Origin of the sequence: Acutalibacter sp. 1XD8-36 (genome assembly GCF_009917525.1) — a bacterium.
In the GTDB taxonomy this organism is placed as follows: Bacteria; Bacillota; Clostridia; order Oscillospirales; family Acutalibacteraceae; genus Acutalibacter.
Genome location: NZ_QZDU01000009.1, coordinates 88,086 through 110,939 on the forward strand (window position 1 = coordinate 88,086; position 22,854 = coordinate 110,939).

The following is a 22,854-nucleotide window of genomic DNA, read 5'->3' on the forward strand; positions in this document are numbered from 1 at the left end:
GGGATAAGGGAGGATACAGAAAGGGGATGGGCATATGCTCCTTAAAATGACCGGACATAGCTACCGCTTCGAGTGTGAGAACCTCTGCCGGGTGTTCTTTCCATACAGCCCTGTCCGGGTGGCGGAGGGCACGGAGCCCGGCCCCGGGGAGCCCTGGGCCGAGGCCGCCATGGAGGAGGGCGGCGCGGGCTGGGCATACGCCGTTAGGGCCTCTGACGGGGAGAGGGAGCTTTCCCGGACCTTCACGGCCCCGGAGCCGGACGAGTACCATATGACAAGGCTCCTTTTTGACACGCTGTCGGAGCTCACCGGCATAAGGCCTGCCTGGGGAATGCTCACAGGGGTGCACCCTGTAAAGCTGCTGCGCCAGCACGTGGAGCGCCTGGGGCCCGGGGCCGGGACTGAGGACTTCAGGGAGAAGTGGCTTGTGAGCGAAGCCCGGACGGAGCTGGCGGGCCGGGTGCTGAGGGCCCAGCGCCAGGCGGTAGAGGAACTTCGCCCCGACGACTACAGCTTATATGTGGGCATACCCTTCTGCCCCACCCGATGTGCCTACTGCTCCTTTATTTCCCAGGACATGGCCCACGCAAAAAAGGCCGTGGGGCCCTATCTGGAGCTGCTGGACCTTGAGCTTGAGCGGGCGGCCAAAATCGCCGGGGAGCTGGGGCTTCGGCTCATATCGGTGTATATTGGCGGCGGCACACCCACCACCCTCAGCGCGGAGCAGCTCTCGAGGCTCTGCGGCAGGATACGCGCGACCTTCCCCATGGAGCACTGCCAGGAGTTTACCGTTGAGGCCGGGCGGCCCGACACCCTGACTATGGAGAAGCTTCTGGCCCTGAAGGGGGCCGGCGTGGGGCGAATAAGCATAAACCCCCAGACCATGTCCGACAGGGTGCTGGAGAATATAGGGCGGCGGCACACGGCCCGGGACGTTGTGGAGGGCTTCGGCCTTGCGCGCAGGGCGGGGTTTACGGATATAAACGCCGACCTGATAGTGGGCCTCCCCGGGGACAGCCCCGAGGGCTTTGAGGAGACCCTCGAGCAGGTGCTGGGGCTGTCCCCCACGAACATCACGGTGCACTCCCTGGCTATAAAGCGCAGCGCGGAGCTTGTGACAGACGAGGGGGCGCTGAGCCTTCACAGGCGCCCTGAGGCGGCGGCGCGGATGATGGACCACGCGATAGTCAGGCTCACAAAAGCGGGCTTTGAGCCATATTATCTTTACAGGCAGACCCGTATGGCAGGGAACCTCGAGAACACCGGCTGGGCAAGGCCGGGCAGCGCCTGCCGGTACAATATCTACACAATGGACGAATCCGGCACGGTGATAGCCTGCGGGGCCGGGGGCGTCACCAAGCTGAAGGACCCGTACTCCCAAGACCTGAAGCGGGTTTTTAACTTTAAATACCCCTTTGAGTACATCTCCCGCCACAGGGAAATCCTAGAGAGAAAGGACGGCATAAAGGAAATCTATGAGCAATTTCGCCAGCGGCTATATTAAATATATAAATCACCTGGAGCAGATAAACGACGCGGCCCTTGCCAACCCCAAGAGGATGATAGACGAGGTGGAGGGCAGCTATAGGGAGCACCTCAGGAATATCGCCCGCAACCTTACGGAGCAGTACACCCCCACAAGGATAGTCATGCTCTCCGGCCCCAGCTCCAGCGGCAAGACCACCACCGCCCATCTGCTCCAGGCCTACCTTGCGGAGTTCGGCGTGCGGGCATTTATAATCTCCCTGGACGATTTTTATTTGGGTCGGGATAAGACCCCCCGCCTGCCCGACGGAAGCTTCGACTATGAGTCCGTAGCCGCCCTCAACGAGGGGCGCATACGCCAGTGCCTGAGGGACGTTATCGGCTCCGGGGAGTTCACCGTGCCAAGGTACAGCTTCCAGCTGGGCCGCCCCGACGGCCCAGAGGAGGAGTATAAGCTCTCCCCGGGGGACGTGGCTATTGTAGAGGGACTCCACGCCCTGAACCCCTCCTTTACCCAGGACATCCCCGAGGAGCTCTGCATGAAGCTCTACGTCAGCGTAAAGCAGCAGATTAAGGACGCAAACGGGGAGGTCATCTCCCCCTGGGACATCAGGCTCGTGCGCAGGATAGTCCGGGACATCCAGTTCCGGGACTCCACCGCGGAGAACACCCTTTCCATGTGGCCCCAGGTGGTGGAGGGCGAGAACAGGTATATCGGCCCCTACAGGATAAGCGCGGATTATACCGTCAACTCCATACACATCTACGAGCCCTGTGTGCTGCGCACCGTAGCGATACCCCTGCTCAGGGCCATTGCCGCCGACAGCCTCCATTATAAAAAGGCCCGGGACATAGAGTCAAGGCTCATGCGCTTTGAGCCGGTGGACCCGGGGCTTGTGCCGGAAAACTCCATGCTAAGGGAGTTTTTAGGGCGAAAAGGGCTGGAATAACCGCGATACCTGGTCTCTAAGTCTACTTCTTAAAGAATTTTTAATGATTTAGAAAGAAAAACCCGCTTTACTTTCACTCCGGGAATTGCTATAATATATACATCACGAGAGGCAAGACCAATCAGAATAAAAGGAGGACTTTATTATGGGCATTTTAGACGATGTGGTAATCAACGCGAAATCCGTTGCGGAAGCGGTAGGCCGCAAGGCCGGCCAGCTGGTGGATGTCTCAAAGCTGCATGTCAGCGCAGCAGAAGTCAACGCTGAAATCACCAAGCGCTATCAGACGCTGGGCCAGTATGTATATGAGAACAGCCGTGAGGCCCTGGGGGCCGACCCCGAGGCCATGGGCCAGATGGCAGAGCTGGACGAGCTGCAGACACAGCTCTCCGTTATCAATAAGGAGCTGGGCGACAAGCAGAACAAGACCGTCTGCCCCACCTGCGGGAAGCACTGCGGCAACGCCGATACATTTTGCAGCACCTGCGGCACGAAGCTTCAGAATGAGCCCCAGGAGGAGCCCATCCCCCAGGAGGGCGGCCCCAATGACGAGGCTGCAAAGGCTGCTGCCCAGGGTCCCGCGCCCTCAGTGACCGATATCCCGCCCAGGGATTTTCCGTAAGCCCTAAACAGCTTTAGGCTGAAACAGTAAAAGCGCCGGCCCCTCCGGGAAACCAGAGGGGCCGGCGCTTTGCGTCTTTATAGCTTAAGTATACTTAATATAATAGGCTATGGCACATTAGAACACCCAGGCGCTGCCGCCCTCCTCGTCCTCGTCGTCGGCGGGGGCGCCGAAGTCAAACTTCAGCTTGGGCTTATACTCGGCCATCAGCCGCAGCAGCTCGTCCTGCATGTTCACCTCTGCGCGGCACTGGTCGTCAAACACCATAGTTACCATATTGCCGTCGGTGCACTTCTCCCACTGGGGCAGGCCCTGGGTGTTGGGGTCGCCGGTGCGGGCAAAGTTCACGAAGGCCCCGCACATCACCCTCTCCAGCATCTCCCAGTTCTCCTGGTGGCAGACGGGTATCATCTCCGCGTTATGGAAGAAGAAGGGGATATCCGAGCAGTGCCAGGCTGCCTTGCCGCCGTCGTAGTCGAAGACCTTGGCAAAGAGGTAGTTATAGACCGGGGCGCTGGCCTCCTTTGATTTTTTCTTAACATAGTCCACAGTTGCGGGCAGGAACATATCGTCCGCATCCACGGCAAAGGCCGGGTTTGTATGGGGGTAGGCTTTCCTGAACTCCTCCAGCACCTTCTCCCCTCCCTCGGGGCCGTAGACCTCCTTCACCAGCTTCTCGCTGTCCTCTTCAGCCATATTCTTTATATCCCTTCCGGGCCCGAAGGCAAACTCTGCAATGACCGAGCCCACCATGGTGGGCACCTTCAGGGAGCTGGGGGTGAAGTCCTTCTCCAGGGGGTCGCAGACATAGTAGTCGTTGGGGCTGGGGGCCCAGTTTACATGCTTGCCTTGCTTATACAGGGACTTTACAGCCCTGTTTACGGCCCAGATAAACTGGGGCACCGGCACCTTCTCAAGGCGCTCGGCCTCGCTCTCGGGTATGTTCAGCTTTCCGAGTATTTCCAGCACCAGCTCCCTGCCGCTCACGCCGCCCATGCCCATGCCCGGGCCCATAACGCCGGACATGACTATGGCCTTGTGGAACAGGCCCTCGGCCTCGGGAATCTGCCCCAGCACGGTGACCTTTGCCCCGCCGCCGGACTGGCCGAAGATAGTCACGTTGCCGGGGTCGCCGCCAAACTCTGCGATATTGTCCCGCACCCAGCGCAGGGCCTCAACCAGGTCGGCCATGCCCACGTTTACGGAGTTCCTATACTTATCCCCGAAGGAGGACATGTCAAGGTAGCCGAAGGCGTTGAGCCTGTGGTTTACCGTTACGACCACCACATCGTCCAGCTTTGCCAGATTATAGCCGTCGTAGCAAATCTGCTCAATGCCGGAGCCAGCGGAGTAGCCGCCGCCGTGAATCCAGAACATGACCGGCTTTTTGGCTGAGGGCTCGCAGCTGCTGGTCCAGATATTCAGGTACTGGCAGTGCTCAGAGCTGGGCCAGAAGCGGTGGGGTATCATGATTTCCCCCATGGGCTGGGGCTCGGAGAGCACCGGGCAGTTCATGCCGTAGCTGCCGGCGTCCTTCACGCCCTCCCAGGGGTCCACCGGCTCGGGCATTTGGAAACGCCTGGCCTTGGCGTAGCGGATGCCGTAGAAGTGGTCCACCCCCTTAAAGCGGAAGCCCCGAAGCTTGCCCTTTGTGGTCTCAACAATGGGCGCGGTCTTGGAAAAACAGAAATCCATCTTGAGTCAACTCCTTATATTTTTGTGCAAAACTGCTTATGCTATATAGTATACACCAAATCCACCTGTTTGAAAAGGCCTGATTACACAAAAATCTTTTTTGACGTGCATTTTTAATCTCCCTATGCTATAATAGTCCTGGCAGAAATCTAAACAGGAGCTGACAATCATGAATAAAAAAGCAGGTACAGACGGACAGAAGTATATCCCATATGACAGGCGCACCGGCCCGGAGTCCACAGTCTACTTTACCCGGGACCTCTCCCCCCAGGGCCTGAGGAAAATCTATGAGCGGGTAAAGGGGCCCATAAGCGGAAAGACTGCCATCAAGCTGCACACCGGCGAGCCCCATGGGCCGAATATAATCCCGGCGGCCTGGGTGAAGGAGCTTATGGAGGCCGAGCTCCCAAAGGCAACTATAATCGAGACGAACACCTATTACGACGGCGACCGCTACACCACCGAGCGCCACCGGGAGACCCTGCGGGTGAACGGCTGGTCGGACTTTACCACCGTTGACATTACAGACGAGCACGGCACCGCCATGCTGCCGGTGAAGAACGGCAAGTGGTTTGAGGAGATGAGCGTGGGCAAGTCCATTACAGAATATGAGTCCCTTGTGACCCTCACCCACTTTAAGGGCCATACCATGGGCGGCTTCGGCGGCTCAAACAAGAACATCGGCATTGGCTGCGCGGACGGCAGAGTGGGTAAGGGCATGATACACGGCAAGGACGGCGAGGCCTGGAACGTGACCGAGGAGGAGCTTATGGAGAAGATAACCGAGTCCACCAAATCGGTTATAGACTTCTTCGGGGGGCATGTGACCTATGTGAACGTGCTCAGGAACATGTCCGTCTCCTGCGACTGCGAGGGGGTGGGGGCCGCGCCTGTAGTTACCCCCAACGTGGGCATTCTGGCCTCCACCGATATCCTGGCGGCGGACCAGGCCTCTGTGGACCTGATACACGCCATGACCGAGGAGGACCATCACGACCTTATCGAGCGGATAGAGAGCCGCCATGGCTACCGCCAGCTCTCCTATATGAAGGAGCTGGGCATGGGCAACGACCGCTACGTGCTCATAGACATCGACAACGGCGACCAGGAGATAACCCCCGCCAAGGCAGTTGAGGGAGTGACCCCCTTTGAGGGCTGACCCTTCTGGGACGGTGCAGGCTCATTATAAATTATAGTATAAAGGCCGGGCGCTCGCCCGGCTTTTGTACTGCTCACCCTTGAACGGAGCTCTCCCTGCGGAAGGCGGCCTTCCACATGATAACCGCCAGACCGGCGCTGAGGGCGTCGGCTATGGGCTGGGCGGTGAGCAGCCCGGTAAACCCGGCTGTGAGCACGCCTATCCCCAGCACTATGAGGAACACAAGCCCCTGCCTGGAGAGGGAGAGGGCCAGCGCCGGGACCGCCTTTCCGGTGGCCTGGAAAAGGCAGGTGAAGAGCAGGACTATACCCGCAAAGGCCGAGCCCAGCACCTGCCAGCGGAGCATGGCGGCGCCGTCGGTGGTAATGCCCGGGTCGTCCATGAACACACCCACAAGCTGGGGGGCCAGCAGGATGATAAGGGCCGCCATGAGAAGGCCGTAGCCGCTTATAAAGGCCGTGCAGAAGCGCAGGAGCCTTTTCAGCTTCTTAAAGTCCCGGCCCCCGTAGAGATAGCCGAACAGGGGGACCCCGCCGAAGGCAAGGCCGATGAGCACCATCTGGGATATCATAGCCACCTTGCCGGCAATGCCCCAGGCGGCTATTTTGTCGTCGCCGTAGCCGCGCAGCAGCTGGTTTACCACCACCACGCATATGCTGGAGGCGATATTCGTCACCGCGGCGGTTATGCCCACGCTGAATATCTGCCTAAGCTCCCCGCCGCTCACCCGCCAGCTCCTGGGGTCCACGGAAAGGTACTGGCTTTTGCGCAGGACTATCACAAGGAAGAACAGGTCGCTTGCAAGGTTCCCTATCACCGTGGCGGCAGCCGCACCTGCCGCGCCCATATTTAATCCCTGGATAAAGATGGGGTCCAGGATTATGTTTATAACAGAGCCCCCCACGTTCCCCAGCATTGAGAGGGCCGGGGAGCCCTCGCAGCGCAGCAGGTTGGAGTGTATAAAGGGCAGGATAATAGCTGGGGCCCCGGCCGCCAGCACCAGGTAATATTCCCGGGCGTAGGGCATTACGTCGGGGCTGGCCCCCAGCAGCCGGAGTATGGGGCCCTGAAGGGCGAGCATGGGCACGGCAAGAATAACGCCGGTGGCTATTGCCAGATAGAAGCAGAAGGAGCTCACCCGCCGGACGCTCCCAAGGTCCCTTTTGCCCATCAGCCGGGAGATAAGGGAGCTGCCCCCCTGGGCGTACACATTGCCAAAGGCCATAAGCACCGTGAACACCGGCGCGCACACGGAGACCCCCGCCACCACAAGGGTGCTGCCGGTTTGGGCGATAAAGTAGGTGTCGGCAAGGTTATACACAAGGCCTATGAGCATACTGAACACCACAGGCAGGGCCTGGGTGAAGTAGGTGCGCACCAAATGATTGGTGTCGAAAACCGGGCTTTTTTCCTTTGTCTCACTCATAAATAACGGCTCCTTCTCAGTGCTTTTTTTCGGGTTTATTTTAGCATAGCGCCTTGACTTTTTATTGTGACATATGGCACAATAAAAGAAAAATCCGGAGGGGGATATGGAGTATATAAGAGATAAAACGGCGCTTGAAGGGGCCTTGCAGACAGCGGGTATCCCGGCGCATTTTGAGACAGAGGGCCTTAATTTCAGGCTGGTGAGCTTTGAAAAGGGGGAGCTGCTCTCAAGCCCGGTGCGCCCATTGAGGGACCTGCTCTTTGTATTAGAGGGCACGGTGCAGGTCTATTTACTGCGGGAGGACGGCAGCAGCATACTAATCTCAAGGGGGCTTGGGCAGACGGTCCTTGGCACGGTGGAGTTTGCCCGCCGGGGCCTGCCCGCGCTCTTTACCGAGGCCACCTCGGACCTGCTCTGCGTGGCCCTGCCCCTGGAGGAGAACCGGGCGGCTTTGGAGGCCGACAGGGTGTTTTTAAGGTTCGTGCTGGCAAGGCTCACAGACATGGTGCTGTCATATACCCTTATAGGCCAGCCCCAGCAGACTGTTGAGGAGAAGCTGATGGTGTTCCTGCGCTATATAAAGCCCGACCACACCCTTCACGGCATGGCAGAGGGGATGGCCCAGCTCCACTGCAGCCGAAGGCAGCTGCAAAGGGCGGTGAGGGGCCTCTGCGGGAGGGGGAAGCTTAAAAGGTCCGGCAGGGGGATATATGTGGCAAAGGGGAAATAAGCTTTCCCAAGGCCCTTGACAATCCGCCGAATTGTGCTATAATAATTAGGTTGTTTGAGACAGAGTTTCAAACTTCCTTGCCCCGGGCAAATTTATATGCAGGCCCGGGGCCATAAGGCCAAAAGGAGGTGCAATACAAATGGCAGAAGGCAAAAATCTCTACGAGACCGTTATCGTCACGTCCGCTAAGCTGGGCGAGGAGGGCAGCGCGGCTTTGGTGGAGCGCTTCAAGGCTCTTATCGCGGAGCACGGCACTGTCCAGAGTGTTGACGACTGGGGCAAGAGGCGCTTCGCCTACCCCATCGAGAAGCAGACCGAGGGCTACTACACGCTGATAAACTTTGAGAGCGGCCCCGAGTTCACAGCGGAGCTTGACCGCCGGTACCATATTACCGACGGCATCATGCGCACTCTCATTGTCAAGCGTGACCCCAGGCACTTGGCTAAGCCCCAGCAGCGGGCCCAGAAGTCCGAGGAGGCCGGCATTGACGTGGAGGCTATCGCCGTGGAGGCGGTGGAGGAGTCCGCGGAGTAAAGCTCGAACCTAATTTGAAAGGAGTCGTCGCAATATGCTGAATATAGCCGTTATTATGGGAAGGCTTACAGCCGCTCCGGAGCTCAGGACCACCCCAAACGGTGTGTCGGTCACCAGCTTTTCTGTGGCGGTTGACCGCTCCTATTCCTCCCGCAGCGGAGGGGAGCGCCAGACGGATTTCATCAATGTGGTGGCCTGGCGGGGTACTGCGGAGTTTATCTGCAAATATTTCCAGAAGGGCCAGATGATAGCCATAGACGGCAGTATCCAGACCCGGAACTATGAGGACAAGCAGGGCAATAAGCGCACGGCTGTTGAGGTGGTCGCCAATAACGCCAATTTCTGCGGCTCCAAGAGGGAGGCCGGAGGAGGGGACGGCGAGTTCTACGGCGGCAGCTATGGCGGGAGCTTCTCGGAGCCCAGGGGGGCCATGGAGCCCGCGGCGCCCAAGGAGCCTGCCCCGGCCTTTACCAACGGCGACAGCGACGACCTGAGCGATGTTTTTGCAGCAGACGACGTTGACGACCTGCCCTTCTGAGCTGACAGGGAAGGACAGAAGAAATTGTAGAGAAGGAGGTCAATCCTATGCCAGAGAGGCCCGAGAGAGAGATACGGCGCGGGCGCAAGGGGCGCAGGAAGGTGTGCACCTTCTGCGTTGACCGCGCGGAGTTTATCGATTATAAGGATGTTGCCAAGCTGCGCCGCTTTATTTCCGAGCGCGGCAAGATACTTCCCCGCCGTGTGACCGGCACATGTGCCCGCCACCAGAGGGAGCTGACCGTGGCAATCAAGCGCGCAAGGCATTTGGCGCTGCTGCCCTATACCAGCGACTGATTTTTTAGTTAAAAGGGCCCGGGCTGGAAAGTTCCGGGCACGGCAAAGATGTATTATAGCAGGCGGCCTGAACTCATGTTCCGGCTGCCTGTTTGCTATAGTAGAAGTAATTATGCTGTAAAGAATTATCCGGGCGCCATTGTCCTATCTTTGAATAATTCCTTGCCATTTCCGGGAGTTTACTGTATAATACACACAAAAGCCCATTATATGTGCAAAGGAAGGATAAATTATGAAAAGCAGTTTCCGCTGGTACGGCGAGAGCGACCCGGTGAGCTTAGAGAATATCCGGCAGATACCCGGCATGCGCTCCATAGTCTCGGCAGTATACGACGTGCCACCCGGGGAGGTGTGGCCTGTTGAAAGGCTGGAGGGAATGGCGAGGCTGTGCAGGGAGCACGGCCTTGTGTTTGACATTGTGGAGTCAATACCTGTCACTGAGGAAATAAAGCTTGGGGGCCCCGAGAGGGAGAGGCATATAGAGAACTACTGTGAGAACATACGCCGCTGCGCCGGTGTTGGGGTCAGGTGTGTTACATATAACTTTATGCCTGTCTTCGACTGGACCCGCACCCAGCTTGACAGGAGGGCCCCGGACGGCTCAAAGAGCCTTGTGATGTACTGGGACCAGCTCAGGGACCTTGACCCGCTGACAGAGGACATACATCTCCCCGGCTGGGACTCCAGCTACACCCAGGCCCAGGTCCGGGAGCTGATAAGGGCCTACGGAGAGCTGGGGGAGGAGGGCCTGTGGGAGAATATAGCATTCTTCTTAAAGCGGGTGATACCTGTGGCAGAGGAATGCGGGGTTATAATGGCCCTGCACCCCGACGACCCGCCCTACCCCATATTCGGCCTGCCGAGGGTCGTCACCTGCGAGGAAAACCTGGACAGGTATCTCTCCATAGTGGACAGCCCCTCAAACAGCCTCTGCCTGTGCACCGGCTCCCTGGGCTGCCGGAAGGGGAACGATATACCATATCTTGTGCGCAAGTATTCGGCCCTCAACCGTATCGGCTTCATGCACCTGCGCAATGTGAGGATACTGGAGGACGGAAGCTTTGAGGAGAGCGGCCACTGGACCGGGGAGGGGTCCCTTGACATGAACGCCATAGTTAAGGCCCTGGTGGACACTGGATTTGAGGGCTGGTTCCGGCCCGACCACGGCAGGGATATCTGGGGCGAGGGCGGCAGGCCGGGCTACGGGCTGTTTGACCGGGCCCTGGGCACGGCCTATATTAACGGGCTCATAGAGGCCAACGGCGGCAGACTGGAGGGATAAGCATGGAAAAATTTATGGACAGGGACTTTCTTCTGAGCACTAAAACCGCCCGGGAGCTGTTCCACGGCACTGCAGAGGGTATGCCCATAATCGACTACCACTGCCACCTCTCCCCAAGGGAGATAGCAGAGGACAGGAAGTTTACATCTATAACAGAGGTCTGGCTGGGCGGGGACCACTATAAGTGGCGGCTCATGCGGGCGGCGGGCGTTACAGAGGAGCTGGTTACCGGCAGCGCCCCGGACAGGGAGAAGTTCAGGGCCTTTGCCCGGGTAATGCCCCAGCTTATAGGCAGCCCTGTGTACCACTGGAGCCATCTTGAATTACAGAGGGGCTTTGGCATATACGAGCCCCTCACCCCAGGCACAGCCGACAGTATCTATACCAGGGCCAATCAGGTCCTGAGGAGGACCTCGGCCAGGGGGCTTATGCGGCAGTTTAACGTGCGGGCCGTGTGCACCACAGACGACCCCGCCGGCGAGCTCTGCTGGCATGAGCAGATAGCGGGGGACCCGGACATGGAGATAAGGGTGCTGCCTGCATTCAGGCCGGACAACGCCGTGAATATTGAAAAGCCCGGCTTCGGGGAGTACATAAAAAAGCTTGGCCTGCGGGTGGGGCGGGTGCTCCAGACCGCCCAGGACGTGGCCTCGGCCCTTACGGAGCGCATAGAGGACTTCGCCCGGGCGGGGTGCCTGTGCGCCGACCACGGCCTCGACTCCATGATGTACGCCCCGCCGGAGCCCGCCGCCGCAAACGCCGCCTTCGGGGCGGCTATGGCAGGGGCCCCAATAGACCCGGCCCAGGCCGACGCCTACCGCACCCTGCTGCTTCTGGCCTGCGCGAAAAAGTACGTGGAGCTGGGCTGGGTAATGCAGATACATTTCGGGGCCCTTAGGGACGTGAACAAGCCCATGCTGAGGAGCCTGGGCCGGGACGTGGGCGGCGACGCCATAAACAGCAGCTCTGGGGCAGAGAGGCTGGGCCTGCTTTTAAACGCCATTGAGGAGGGCCCGGGCCTGCCGAAGCTGATACTATACTCCCTGAACCCCAACGACAATGCCGCCATAGCCTCCATAATGGGCACCTTCCAGGGGGGAGGCGTGCCGGGGAAGCTGCAGCTTGGAAGCGCCTGGTGGTTCAACGACAGCCGCCCGGGGATGAGGGCCCAGCTTACGGAGCTTGCCGCCAACGGCGTATTTGGGCAGTTTGTGGGAATGCTCACCGACTCGAGGTCCTTTTTAAGCTACCCCCGGCACGAGTATTTCCGGCGGGTGCTCTGCGAGCTCATAGGCGAATGGGTGGAGAGCGGGCAGTACCCGGACGACAGGCCCGGCCTTGAGAAGCTTGTCTCGGACCTGAGCTATAACAACACCAGGAATTATTTTGGCTTTTAAGGAGTGGTATAAATATGAAGCTGCCGTATAATGTGGACTTCACCGGCAAGGTGGTGGTGGTCACCGGGGCCGGGGGCGTGCTCTGCGGGGACATGGCAAGGGCCTTTGCAGAGGCCGGGGCGAAGGTCGCGGCCCTGGACATTAACTTTGAGGCCGTGGAGAGGCTGGCCCTTGAGTGCCATGCCGGGGGCTGGGAGTGCCTTGCGTATAAGGCGGACGTGCTGGACAAGGAGAGCCTTGAGCGTGTGCACGAGAGGGTGCTGGGGGACCTGGGCCCCTGCGATATCCTTATAAACGGCGCGGGGGGCAATAACCCCCGGGCCACCACTGATAACGAGTACCAGCATGAGGCAAAGGAGGGGCAGAAGACCTTTTTCGATTTGGAGGCCGGAGGGGTGGACCTGGTGTTCAGGCTCAACTTCCAGGGGACCCTGCTGCCCACCCAGGTGTTTGCCAGGGATATGGCTGAGAAAAGGGCGGGGTGCGTGCTGAATATCTCCTCCATGAACGCCTATACCCCCCTTACGAAGATACCCGCCTACTCCGGGGCGAAGGCCGCCGTGAGCAACTTCACCCAGTGGCTGGCGGTGCACTTTGCAGGGACCGGCATACGCTGCAACGCCATAGCCCCGGGCTTCTTAGTATCGGACCAGAACCGGGCGCTGCTCTTTAACCCGGACGGCACCCCCACGGCCCGGTCGGGTAAAATACTGGCGGGCACGCCTATGGGCCGGTTTGTGGACAGCTCCGAGCTTCTGGGAGGGGTGTTCTTCCTCTGCGACGACAGGGCCGCCAGCGCCATCACCGGGGTGGTGCTGCCTATAGACGGCGGGTTCTCTGCATACTCGGGGGTATAAAAGATTAAGGGGATTGCTTTAAGCAATCCCTTTAGCTTTACTCCAGCCCTGTGGCGGCGGCGATGGCCCTTGCCGCGAACTCAGCGGTGCCGGGCCCACCGGCCCTGTCGATATTCTCGGTGAACTCCCCGCCCCCCGAATACATCTTCCCAAGGCCCATCAGCACCTTGTCCGAGCAGGCGTAGAAGTTTTCGGTGATAAACCCCTGCAGCTCCCTTGCAAGGGCAACGGCCTCGGGGGAATCGGGGGAGGTCCCCTTCATCTCCCCGAACCGGGCGAATATGCCCATTATCCGGGCCTCCATTGCCCTGTCCCGCTCGGGGGTCCAGTCCTTTGACTTCTCCAGGAACTCCCGGTACTCCGGGGTATTGGAATAGAGCTCCCTGGCCTCTTTTGCGTACCGGTCTATCTTGCCGGTGTCAAACGCCTTAAAGTCCATATACTTCACTCCTAACAGTTTTATTCCCTTTGCAAAGAGTATCAGGTTCTCAAGGTGCTCCTTTTTAAGCTCCAAAAGGGCTATCTGCTGCTCCAGGGCCCTGTTCCTGTCAAAGTCAGGGCTCTCCAGAATGGCCTTTATCTCCCGAAGGGGGAACTCCAGCTCCCGGAAGAACAGTATATGCTGCAGGCGCTCAAGGGCCGTCTCGTCATAGAGCCTGTAGCCCGCCTCAGAGACGGCGGTGGGCTTTAAAAGCCCGATGGAGTCATAGTGCCGGAGGGCGCGGGCGGTCACCCCGGATATTTCACTGAGCCGGTGCACGGTCCACATTTTCCATCTCTCCTTTGAAGGGTATGGCAATAGTATAGACTATTACACAGGGGAAAGGTCAAGAGGGAATTTTAAATTTTTAGCATATTCTTCGGGACAGTTCAATCGCCGGTTGAAAAATTAACCTTCACGTGGTACAATAGATGAAAATTTGAGAGCGGGGGGAAAGTATGGAGAGCTACCAGCTATGGGCCGGGACCTATACATGGGGGGAGAGCCGGGAGGGCATATTCCGGCTGGGCTTTGACGGCAGGGAGCTGCAGGTGCTGGAGAGCTGGGGGGGCCTTAGGGACCCCTCCTATCTGCAGCCGGTGGGCGGCAAGGTGTTCGCCGTGGAGGAGCGCAGGGAGGGCGGGGCCATTATAGAGCTCATGCCCGGGCGGCGGGAGTACAGGCGCTGGGAGATACCCGGCAGCGGGTACTGCCATATTACGGCAAGGGGGGATTTCCTCTATGCCTCGGGGTACTCCGGCGGGTGCCTCACAGGGTTTGACCTTAAAAAGGAGAGGGTATGCGAGTATTTTGAGCATGAGGGCTCCGGGCCGGACAGAGAGCGGCAGGAGCGGGCCCATATCCATTCGTCCCAGCCAACCCCCGACGGCGGGGGGCTCTTTATAGCCGACCTTGGGCTTGACAGGCTGTTCCAATACAGGATAGGCCCGGACGGCAGGCTTGCGCCCCACAATATACAGCCCTTTATACAGACCGGGCCGGGCCAGGGGCCAAGGCATTTTGCGTACCATCCCGGGGGAGGGCTTTTGTATTTAGCCACGGAGATGGGGCAGACCCTTAGAAGCTACAGGTATGACGCCGGGGACTCCACCCTGGAGCTCCTGAGTGAGTACCCCCTATATGACGGCGCGCCGGTTAAAGAGGACACCGCCGCGGATGTGCAGCTCAGCCCGGAGGGCGGGTTCGTCTATGCCTCGGTGCGGGGGCTGGACAGGATTTTCTGCTATAGGGTTATGGGGGACTTGCTGGAGGCTGTGGGGAGCTACCCCTGCGGCGGGGAGTGCCCCAGGAGCATTGATATCAGCCCCGACGGAAAGTATTTGGCGGCGGCGAACCAGGAATCCGGCGGGGTTGTAGTCTTTAACAGGGACCAGGGGTCCGGGGAGCTAAGGGGAATTGCCGGAAGGCTCGAGATAGCCGGGGCCGTCTGTATAAAGTGGGCCCGGTGAAAGCCATAGGCCTTTTTCAGGCTTTTTTAGGAAAAGACAAAAAAGCCTTGAATAACCCGCCTGCTTGGTGTATAATACTAGTGTATCACCCTCCCATGGGGATGTAAAGGTTTCGACGGGGGAGGGAAACCCTGGTAAGCGGGCAGCGGGGCCGGACCGCTTTAAAACCGGCAAACCTTAAAATTAAACGACAACGACTTTGTTGCTGTTGCTGCTTAAATAAGCAGCCGTTCTTACCTGGAGCACCGCGGCCGGGATAAGAGCGTCGATTAGCGGTGAACGTGAGCGAGGGGGCCGCCTTCGACCTCGCCATGACCCCGAGGGCTACCGATGTCCGGAGCGTGCTTTTGCGCGCCGGGCGGGGGGAATCCCAAAGCAAAAGCTACGCCCGTAGAAAGCCCCGGCGACACTCTTTCGGACGCGGGTTCGATTCCCGCCATCTCCACCAGCAGCCAGCGTGACGCTGGACCCAATTCGCGCACCTACCCTCTCAGGTGCGCGAGTTTTTTTGCCCGCGAATAAACATCATCTCTTACCCACAATCCCCCCTCCCACATCCCAAGGGAGGGCCTTTTTCTATTTCTATCCCGCGCCCAGAATCCCCTTCATCCGCTCCATATTCTCCCGCCCGGCCCGCTCGCGCATTGAGTCCGTGCCGCAGAACACCGGCACGCATACCTCCAGCACCCTGTCGAAAATCCGGGCCTGGTGCTGGGTCTGGGGGGAGTGGAGCTGCTCCGGGGTCAGGTTGGTGGTGATAATCATGGGCCTCTTGCTCTCGTAGCGGGTGTTCACCACCTGGAAGGTGGTCTCGTTTGCGGTGGCGGTGTCCCGCTCGGTGCCCAGGTCGTCCAGCACCAGCAGGCCGCAGGCGGAGAGCTTATCGAGGAACTCCCGCCGCTCCTCCAGGGAGGCGCCGTTGATTCTCGGCAGGGAGGTCACCCGGGTGCTTACCCCCTGCTCCTCTGCAAATCCGGCGATACAGGCGGCGGCGAAGGTCTTCCCGCTGCCCACGCCACCCCAGAGCAGCAGCCCCAGGTTCCCGGCCTCCCCCCGGCAGAGGCTCTCGGCGTAGCGCCTGCACCTTTTTATAACCTCCGTCTCAAGGGCCCCCTCAAAGCGGAAGTCCCTAAGCAGCAGGTTTGGTATGTTCTCCCGGCGGCGCTTCTGCCGCTGGCGGGCCAGGTTCTCCTGCTCCATAGCTTCTCTTTCCTCCTGCCTGCGCCTGCTCTCGCACCTACAGAGGCACCATATCACCCGCCCCGGGTCCCCGGGTATCCCCCGGCGCTGCTTCGGGGTATGGCATTTGCCGCAGTACACAAGGCCACCGGGGCCCTGATAGTCCCCCTCCTCCCTTTGGCCCCGGCACTTGTCCCCAAGGCCCGCTATCAGCTTTTCATACCCTGTCATAAGCTCCACTCCCTGTTGGTATTTTTATAGTCGGGTATAGGGTCCTTCATCTTGCCCTGGGCCCGGCTCCGGCCCTTCAGCCTGTCGAACACAATGCCCTTGTACCCGCTGGACATGCTCAGCTGTATCACCCCGATAACGGCGCTGTCCCCGTACTCCCCGGCGGCGTTCTTAATCTGGGTAACTAGGGACTTGAGCCCTGTGGGCCTATAGCCCTCCCGGCGCTCCCGCTTATAGCTCAGCCACTCTCCAAAGGCCTCCTGAAGCCCAGCCCCAAAGCCCGCGCCCTCAAAGTCCACAGGAGGGGCTGTATCCCCCCTGGGGGATTTAGGGGGGATACTGTCTTTTTCTTGGTCTTCTTCTAAGGTCTTTATATGTCTCGCGGTTGTACTATCGGAAACACTAGCGGATTTACTAGCGCTTATACTAGCGGAAACACTAGCATTTCCCAAGGGTTTCCAGGAAAGGGCATAGCGGTTGGGGGCCCCTTTTTTGCCCTTTTCATACAGTAAAAGCCCCGCTGTTACCAGCTTGTCCCGAGCCCGTATCACGGTGGTTTCAGCCTGACCATCCAGCATCATCCTCAGCCTCAGGTTATCTACTTGCACGGTTTCCGGCCATCCAGCTCTATTGAAGACATTCAGCAGCCTGAAGTACATCAACTGTGAGTTTACTGGCAGAGCGTTGCTTTCGAGCCATAGGTTAAATTGATTCAGATAGTCCAGGTAACTGGGCTTTTCGCCTCCCTTTGGCAACGGCCTCACCTCCCGGCCCTTATTGGGAAACTTATGTTCTACTATTTTTATTATATCAGAAAGTTTTGTTTCTGTCAAGGCATTTGGAGGGGACAGAAATTTTTCTTGCTGTACACAGCCTTTTATGGTATTCTATTATATATAAAAGAAGGTGACAGGCTTATGACAGTTGGGGAGCGGATACGTGCGGCGCGCAGGGCAAGGGGCCTTACCCAGAAGGCCCTGGGGGAGGCCTGCGGCATTGCCGAGCCCACCATCCGGCGGTACGAGCTGGGGAAGCTGAACCCCAAGTACGGCACCCTGGGGAAGATAGCCGCCGCGCTTGATACCTCCGCCTCGGAGCTGATGGGGATAGGCGTAATGCCACCGGAGCTTTTGGAGAAAAGATACCGGGAGCGGGAGCGGCTTGCAAGTGAGCTGGGGCTACAAATATCCCCCGGGCCAGGGGCTACCCTTCACGAGCTCATCAAAAAGGGCCTGCCGGACAGCGAGCTCGACTTCCTGGGGGACGTTGAGGCCCTCTCGGCAGTGCAGAAATGCTTCCGGGAGCTGGGCTTCAGCGAAATGCACCCGGCCTCAGGAGAGACAGAGGAGGACACCGTGGCGCTCTTTAACTCTCGGACAGGGCAGGTTTTTATTGTAGGCTATGACAGGTATATAGACGCCCTGGAGGCAGTGCTGCACAGCTCCAAGGAGGAGCTGTCAAGGCTGCTGGAGGGCGCAGAGGAGTCCCTGAGCTATAGGGATGCCAGGGGCCGGGGGTATGAGGATGTGCTGGGCGCGGCGGGGGACTGACGCGGGATTGATTAGGGATTGACGGTTTCGGTAAAAAATAAAAGTATAAGGAGCGCACATCATGAACAACGAAGAAAAGATTATAGGTATGCTGGGTCAGGTCGTAGACCGTCTGGATAAGGTGGACGGGAGGCTGGATAGGATGGAGGCCTCTCAAGCCCAAATGCAGGGTCAGATAGGCACCATACAGGGCCGTTTGGACAAGATGGATGACCGTCTGGACAAGGTGGAGGCCTCTCAAGCCCAAATGCAGGGCCAAATGGACACTATGCAGGGCCAGATAGGCACCATACAGGGCCGTCTGGACAAGGTGGAGGCCTCTCAAGCCCAAATGCAGGGCCAAATAGGCACCATGCAGGGCCAAATAGGCACCATACAGGACCAAATGGGCACCATGCAACAGCAGCTCAACGCCGTGCAGGAGACCTCTACCCGGATTGCCCTCACTCAGGAGAATGTCATACTCCCCAGAATACAGCTATTGCTTGAGGGCCATGTGGGGCTGGCGGAAACCCGGGCCACCAATGACCGGGTCGCCGCCCTGGAGGAGGAGATGGCTATTGTCAAGCCTGTAACGGAGAGGCTCTCGGTGGAGGTTGCGAAGCTGAAGGCGGCGAAATAGCCGCCGTCCCCGCCGGGGTTCTTGCGGGAGTGCAGACTCCTTAAAGGGAGATCCCTATTTTCCCGCGGGGCTTGTGTCCATATATAGGCTATGACTTATAAAATAGTATGCTGATAATTTAATTTCAGGAGGTGCCATTGTGCGGCAGGAAATAAAGTTCCCGAACCAATATAACCAGTGCTCGACAGTTTGCGAAAAAACTGTATGCGATCTGTCCGATAAGTGTGTATTTGGGATTAACAGGATTAACCCGGGCGCGAGAGAGTTGAGGCTGGATTTTAATCAGTGCAATCTGCATTGCCGCCTGTGCTGGTCGAATAATAACGATTTAAGCAGGCCCTTTTCGGTGGATGAAGTTTTTGAGAGCCTTATGATATGTATGGCTGCAAATTATAAATACATATATGAGACGGTTAAGCCGAGGAAGCCTGACCTCTTTAAGATCCAGAGCTTACAGATAATAGGCGGGGAGCCTTTTATAAGCCCAGAGAGGTTAGATTTCATTTTTGAATTTATCAATAGATTAGATAATTTATTTGCCGAGGACTTTGAATACTGCAGGTCCTGTCTGAGGCTGGATTCAAAAAATAGATTTAAGGTCAAGATATTTACAAACGGGGTCACAATCGGGAACGGCGAAATAGATTTAGCCAAAATAGAGGAGCTAGGCCGGTTTAATAACATCAGAATTGACCTGCTGGTGTCGGTAAAGGGGCTTTATGAGGAGGCCTTCTGCGCTTTACAAAGTGACGCCGGCTGCGGCGGGGAATATTTTGAGCATCAGGTTGCGTGCCTGGAAAAGCTGGCTGACGCCACCAGGCGCAATCTTTATGTACATGCGGTTCTTGGGTTTTACCATAGTAAAAATTTTAATATCAGGGCCCCGCATATAGATGCAAAGGACATGTTTAAATTTGATGAAACCCCCTTGTCGGTGAGGCTGTACAGTGCTTTAGAAAAGTATAAAGGCAAAAGAGACAAAGGGTTCTTTGTTGAACCCATTCACGCTTTGGGGAAGAAAGAGGAAGATAAAGAAAAGTTTTATAATAAAAACAGCCTGTACCTGGAGAGATCAGACCTGATTGAGCCTGACCTTAAAAGCAATTCAAAAACAAATTACGAGAAAACTAAGCTGAAATTCCTGCTCGATAAAGGTAAATAAACTCTATATAAATATATAAATTATACAAAAAATTATAAAAAAACCGCCCAAACCCAAAGGTTCAGACGGTTCCCGGCCCTACAGTCCATAAAGCCAATGGTGGGGATAACAGGACTCGAACCTGTGACCTCCTACGTGTGAAGCAGGCGCTCTAACCAGCTGAGCTATACCCCCACGGCTCTACTATTATATCAGGTAACCGCCAAAAAGTCAACACCTTTTTGCAAAGACCGGGAGCTTTTTCTCCCATGCCCTCAGAAGGCGCGCAGGCTTATATCGCCGCCGGGGGATATGTCGGCATAGGTCACAGACTGGCCGGTTACCAGGGCGAAGTCCGAGTATACGCTATAGGCGGCCTCCCCGGGGGAGGTGCCCTCGCCACATATGAACAGGGTGAGGCCGGTATCTATGCGGGGCATGGGGGAGCCGGTTATGAGCAGGCTGCAGGACTCGCTCAGTGTGCCGTCCTCTGAGAGGATTAGCTTTTTGCCGTTGGCCCATATGCGGAGGGTGTCCCCGGCGTACTGCACCCAGGCGCCCGGAAGGGCCTGGTAGGTGCCGTCCGGGGGCAGCTCCCTGAGGGTAACGCCGGGATAGCGCAGGTCCTTCCCGGCGGGGCCGCTGAGCCAGAGGGTGTTTGGGGTATAGTTTTCCAGCAGGTCCCGGGCCATGGATTTTGAGCTGTAGCCCCCGCCGGTGACAAGGATGCTCTCAAGGCTCCGGACATTTTCCCGGGTTATAATCTGCCGGGCAAGGCCGCTGTTAAAGGTGCCCATGCTCAAAACCGCGGCGCGCCTGCCCTGTATCAGCACAAGGCAGGTGGACTCACCGTCGCCGGACACCGCCAGGGTGATTCTGCCCTGCCTGTGCCCGGCCTCATATATGGGGACAAATACTGCCAGGGCCAGCAGGAGCACAATAATACAGGTCCGGAAATAAAGGCGCTTTAAAAGGCAGAGGGCCAGGGCCGTAAGCAGCAGCATAAGCGAGAGCCCCGCCGCCGGGTTCGTAAGGCTCAGGTATATCCCCGGTATGCCTGCCAGCAGGCGGGAGAGCTTCAGCACCAGCCTGCACAAGAGGCCGCATAGCAGCGCAAGGGGCTGTACAAGGGGGCCATAAGGGGAGATTATGGAGAGCACCAATAATGGCAGGGCCGAGTACAGCGCCGCGGAGAACAGGGGCAGGAGCAGCAGGTTACAGAGGAGGGAGAGAAGGGGCAGGCCCCGGAACAGGGCTGTCTGCACCGGCAGGGTGAACACTGCGGCTGAGACTGAGGCAGAGGCCGTGCCCGCCGCCCAGCGAAGCACCGGGCCCCAGCACACAGGGCAGAGCCTGTCCGCCAGGGGCCGGGACAGGAGGACGATACCGGCGGTGGCCAGCGCCGAGAGCGTAAAGCCCACGCTGCCCCCGGAGAAGGGGTCAAAAAGGCAGATGGCAGCCACCGAGAAGCCCAGGGAGTTTAAGGCCTCAGGCATCTGGCGGGATATCTGCCCCAGGGAGCAGACCGTGAACATTATAAAGCTCCGCAGGGCCGATAGTGGGAAGCCGGTGAGGGTGAGATAGGCGGCTAAAATAAGCACCGCTGATACCGTACCCAGGCGGCGGGGGAGGGGCGTCAGGTCCAGGAACATCCTGAGGAACGTGCCCACCATAGTCATGTGCATGCCCGATACGGAGAGCATATGTGAGCTGCCTGTGAGCCAGAAATCTGTCCGAATGCTTTCAGGGAGCCGCCAGCGCTGTCCCAGGAGGGCCGCCTGCAGAAAGCCCGCCTCCTCACCGGGAAGGGAGCGGTCCAGCAGCCGGGCGCAGTACCGGCGCAGGGCGGGCAGTGCCCGGCCCAGGGGCATGGAATCCTGGGAGCGCACATAACTGTAATCTTCGTAACCTAAAGGATACGCCCCCAGCACGCTGCCCTCTGCCAGCCGTGAGGAGCTGGGGGAGAACAGGCCGCCGGAGGCGAAGGAGTAAAACTGTAGGTCTAAGAGCACCCGGTCCATGGGCTCGCAGCTTAGGGCCTCGGAGCAGGTGAGGCTCACCTGGAAGGGCGCGACGGCCCTGCCGTTGATTTCAAGAATCCTTACCGGGTAGTAGAGCTTTCCGTGCCGCTGGGCCGGATAATCCAGCGGCTCCATAAGCACCTCCGCGGCAAGCCGGTCCAGGCTAAGGGCCGGGGCTACCTTTACGGCGTACTTATAGAAGTACAGGGCCAGGAACAGCCCCGCCGACATCAGCAGGAGGGAGCAGTGGAACAGGATGAACCGTGCGGCCCGCCGCCTGCCCCTGTCACCTATATGCCCGCACAGTATACCGGCCATAAGCGCCCCAAAAGCAAGGCCCCCGAGGGCCAGGGACAGAGTCCCGGCCACACCGGGGGCCAGCAAAGGCGCGGATATTGCCGCGGCAAATACAGCCGCGCCTATCCATGCAAAGGGCAGATATGACATTTATTTGAAGAAAAGCGGCAGGGGCTCCAGATAGATTATGTCCTCCCGGTCCCTGGCGTCCCCCTCGGCAAGCACGCAGGCCCTGCCCACCACCTGTCCGCCGATGGAGTGCAGCAGCTCCTCTATGGCGGCAAGGGACTCCCCGGTGGAGATAACGTCGTCCACTATGAGTATGCGCTTGCCCCGAAGGCTCTCGCAGTCGGCCTTTGAAAGGTAGAGCTTCTGCACATGGTCGGTGGTGATGGACTTCACCTCCACGTGTATTGGGTCCTCCATATAGGCCTTGATACCCTTGCGGGCCACAACATAGCTCCTGCAGCCAATGCGTGCCATCTCATAGGCAAGGGGTATGCCCTTGCTCTCAGCTGTGACAATAACATCGTGCTCGGGGCACTTCTCCATAAGCGCCCGGGCCGAGGCCTCCGTCACCTCCACATCGCCGAACATGACAAACCCTGCTATGTCCATATGCTCGTTTATAGGGCAGATGGGAAGCTCCCGGGGGCACCCGGCAATGGTCATTTTATATACGCTCACTGGAAACACATCCCTTCCTGGCTATGGAAAAATTATACCATAAAAGCAGCGCGAGTGCAACAGGATTTTTCATTCACAGAGAATTTTTCCGGCAGATATAGCTACCGGCTATATATTTTGGCGGCTCAACACTCAGAAAAAGGGGTAAGTGAGCCGAAAAATGAAAGGGGCCGGGGAAGTTGCCCTCTTCCCCGGCCCTGC

At 58.3% G+C, this 22,854-nt stretch carries 22 protein-coding genes, 1 tRNA gene and 1 other RNA gene; 16 read left to right on the top strand and 8 right to left on the bottom strand.

Annotated elements, in window-relative coordinates; all coding sequences use genetic code 11:
• Positions 1-34 precede the first annotated feature (34 nt).
• The 3 genes from hemZ (at position 35) to D5270_RS16610 (ending at position 3,057) form a co-directional block, all read left to right on the top strand.
• On the top strand, positions 35-1,504 hold the full coding sequence (gene hemZ, locus D5270_RS13235) for a coproporphyrinogen dehydrogenase HemZ (RefSeq protein WP_166544550.1): 1,470 nt from the start codon (positions 35-37) through the stop codon (positions 1,502-1,504).
• Positions 1,476-2,435 carry a uridine kinase family protein gene (locus D5270_RS13240; protein ID WP_166544551.1) on the top strand — a complete coding sequence of 320 codons (960 nt, stop codon included), beginning with the start codon at positions 1,476-1,478 and terminating at the stop codon, positions 2,433-2,435. The genes hemZ and D5270_RS13240 overlap by 29 nt, the downstream gene beginning before the upstream one ends.
• Positions 2,436-2,580: 145 nt before the next feature.
• Positions 2,581-3,057, top strand: coding sequence for a hypothetical protein (locus tag D5270_RS16610; protein WP_207709382.1), 477 nt, complete (start codon positions 2,581-2,583; stop codon positions 3,055-3,057).
• Between the two features lie 117 nt (positions 3,058-3,174).
• On the opposite strand, the gene D5270_RS13250 is transcribed toward D5270_RS16610, so the two are convergent.
• On the bottom strand, positions 3,175-4,752 hold the full coding sequence (locus D5270_RS13250; protein WP_166544552.1) for a carboxylesterase/lipase family protein: 1,578 nt from the start codon (positions 4,750-4,752) through the stop codon (positions 3,175-3,177).
• A gap of 169 nt (positions 4,753-4,921) precedes the next feature.
• Here D5270_RS13250 and D5270_RS13255 point away from each other — a divergent pair, with 169 nt between their 5' ends.
• Positions 4,922-5,911: a DUF362 domain-containing protein gene (locus D5270_RS13255; RefSeq protein WP_166544553.1), complete on the top strand. Its 990-nt coding sequence runs from the start codon at positions 4,922-4,924 to the stop codon at positions 5,909-5,911.
• 73 nt (positions 5,912-5,984) lie between these two features.
• On the opposite strand, the gene D5270_RS13260 is transcribed toward D5270_RS13255, so the two are convergent.
• Positions 5,985-7,337, bottom strand: coding sequence for an MATE family efflux transporter (locus tag D5270_RS13260; protein ID WP_166544554.1), 1,353 nt, complete (start codon positions 7,335-7,337; stop codon positions 5,985-5,987).
• A 106-nt stretch (positions 7,338-7,443) separates the two neighbouring features.
• Between D5270_RS13260 and D5270_RS13265 the strand changes: the two genes are divergently transcribed.
• From D5270_RS13265 to D5270_RS13295, 7 genes are all read left to right on the top strand, one after another.
• Positions 7,444-8,070 (top strand): hypothetical protein, encoded by a 627-nt coding sequence (locus D5270_RS13265; RefSeq protein WP_166544555.1) that lies wholly within the window; start codon positions 7,444-7,446, stop codon positions 8,068-8,070.
• Between the two features lie 139 nt (positions 8,071-8,209).
• Positions 8,210-8,605 (top strand): 30S ribosomal protein S6, encoded by a 396-nt coding sequence (gene rpsF / locus D5270_RS13270; RefSeq protein WP_166544556.1) that lies wholly within the window; start codon positions 8,210-8,212, stop codon positions 8,603-8,605.
• Positions 8,606-8,639: 34 nt separating this feature from the next.
• Positions 8,640-9,143: a single-stranded DNA-binding protein gene (locus D5270_RS13275; protein ID WP_166544557.1), complete on the top strand. Its 504-nt coding sequence runs from the start codon at positions 8,640-8,642 to the stop codon at positions 9,141-9,143.
• Between the two features lie 47 nt (positions 9,144-9,190).
• A complete protein-coding gene (gene rpsR, locus D5270_RS13280; protein WP_161475002.1) occupies positions 9,191-9,439 on the top strand; it encodes a 30S ribosomal protein S18 in 249 nt (82 codons plus the stop codon).
• A gap of 232 nt (positions 9,440-9,671) precedes the next feature.
• Complete coding sequence (uxuA, locus tag D5270_RS13285) at positions 9,672-10,721, top strand: mannonate dehydratase (protein WP_161475001.1); 1,050 nt, start codon at positions 9,672-9,674, stop codon at positions 10,719-10,721.
• 2 nt (positions 10,722-10,723) lie between these two features.
• Complete coding sequence (uxaC, locus tag D5270_RS13290) at positions 10,724-12,118, top strand: glucuronate isomerase (protein WP_166544558.1); 1,395 nt, start codon at positions 10,724-10,726, stop codon at positions 12,116-12,118.
• Positions 12,119-12,132: 14 nt separating this feature from the next.
• Complete coding sequence (locus D5270_RS13295; protein WP_166544559.1) at positions 12,133-12,975, top strand: SDR family oxidoreductase; 843 nt, start codon at positions 12,133-12,135, stop codon at positions 12,973-12,975.
• A 37-nt stretch (positions 12,976-13,012) separates the two neighbouring features.
• Here D5270_RS13295 and D5270_RS13300 read toward each other — a convergent pair whose 3' ends face one another.
• Positions 13,013-13,744: a MerR family transcriptional regulator gene (locus D5270_RS13300; RefSeq protein WP_166544560.1), complete on the bottom strand. Its 732-nt coding sequence runs from the start codon at positions 13,742-13,744 to the stop codon at positions 13,013-13,015.
• 170 nt (positions 13,745-13,914) lie between these two features.
• Between D5270_RS13300 and D5270_RS13305 the strand changes: the two genes are divergently transcribed.
• Together D5270_RS13305 and ssrA are read left to right on the top strand one after the other, a co-directional pair.
• Positions 13,915-14,925 (top strand): lactonase family protein, encoded by a 1,011-nt coding sequence (locus D5270_RS13305; protein WP_166544561.1) that lies wholly within the window; start codon positions 13,915-13,917, stop codon positions 14,923-14,925.
• A gap of 97 nt (positions 14,926-15,022) precedes the next feature.
• Positions 15,023-15,373: a transfer-messenger RNA gene (ssrA, locus tag D5270_RS13310) on the top strand.
• A 134-nt stretch (positions 15,374-15,507) separates the two neighbouring features.
• Here ssrA and D5270_RS13315 read toward each other — a convergent pair.
• A complete protein-coding gene (locus D5270_RS13315) occupies positions 15,508-16,335 on the bottom strand; it encodes an ATP-binding protein (protein WP_166544562.1) in 828 nt (275 codons plus the stop codon).
• Entirely contained in the window at positions 16,332-17,090 is a 759-nt protein-coding gene (locus D5270_RS13320) for a hypothetical protein (protein ID WP_166544563.1), read from the bottom strand. Before D5270_RS13320 ends, D5270_RS13315 begins: the two co-directional genes overlap by 4 nt.
• Before the next feature lie 162 nt (positions 17,091-17,252).
• Here D5270_RS13320 and D5270_RS13325 point away from each other — a divergent pair, with 162 nt between their 5' ends.
• The 3 genes from D5270_RS13325 (at position 17,253) to D5270_RS13335 (ending at position 19,669) form a co-directional block, all read left to right on the top strand.
• Complete coding sequence (locus D5270_RS13325; RefSeq protein WP_166544564.1) at positions 17,253-17,885, top strand: helix-turn-helix domain-containing protein; 633 nt, start codon at positions 17,253-17,255, stop codon at positions 17,883-17,885.
• A gap of 61 nt (positions 17,886-17,946) precedes the next feature.
• Positions 17,947-18,507 (top strand): hypothetical protein, encoded by a 561-nt coding sequence (locus D5270_RS13330; protein ID WP_166544565.1) that lies wholly within the window; start codon positions 17,947-17,949, stop codon positions 18,505-18,507.
• A gap of 346 nt (positions 18,508-18,853) precedes the next feature.
• Positions 18,854-19,669 (top strand): hypothetical protein, encoded by an 816-nt coding sequence (locus D5270_RS13335; RefSeq protein ID WP_330587532.1) that lies wholly within the window; start codon positions 18,854-18,856, stop codon positions 19,667-19,669.
• A gap of 97 nt (positions 19,670-19,766) precedes the next feature.
• Here the strand turns inward: D5270_RS13335 and D5270_RS13340 are convergent.
• The 3 genes from D5270_RS13340 to D5270_RS13350 form a co-directional block, all read right to left on the bottom strand.
• A tRNA-Val gene (locus tag D5270_RS13340) sits at positions 19,767-19,843 on the bottom strand.
• A gap of 80 nt (positions 19,844-19,923) precedes the next feature.
• Complete coding sequence (locus D5270_RS13345) at positions 19,924-22,116, bottom strand: ComEC/Rec2 family competence protein (RefSeq protein ID WP_166544567.1); 2,193 nt, start codon at positions 22,114-22,116, stop codon at positions 19,924-19,926.
• On the bottom strand, positions 22,117-22,653 hold the full coding sequence (locus tag D5270_RS13350; RefSeq protein WP_166544568.1) for a phosphoribosyltransferase family protein: 537 nt from the start codon (positions 22,651-22,653) through the stop codon (positions 22,117-22,119).
• Positions 22,654-22,854 lie beyond the last annotated feature (201 nt).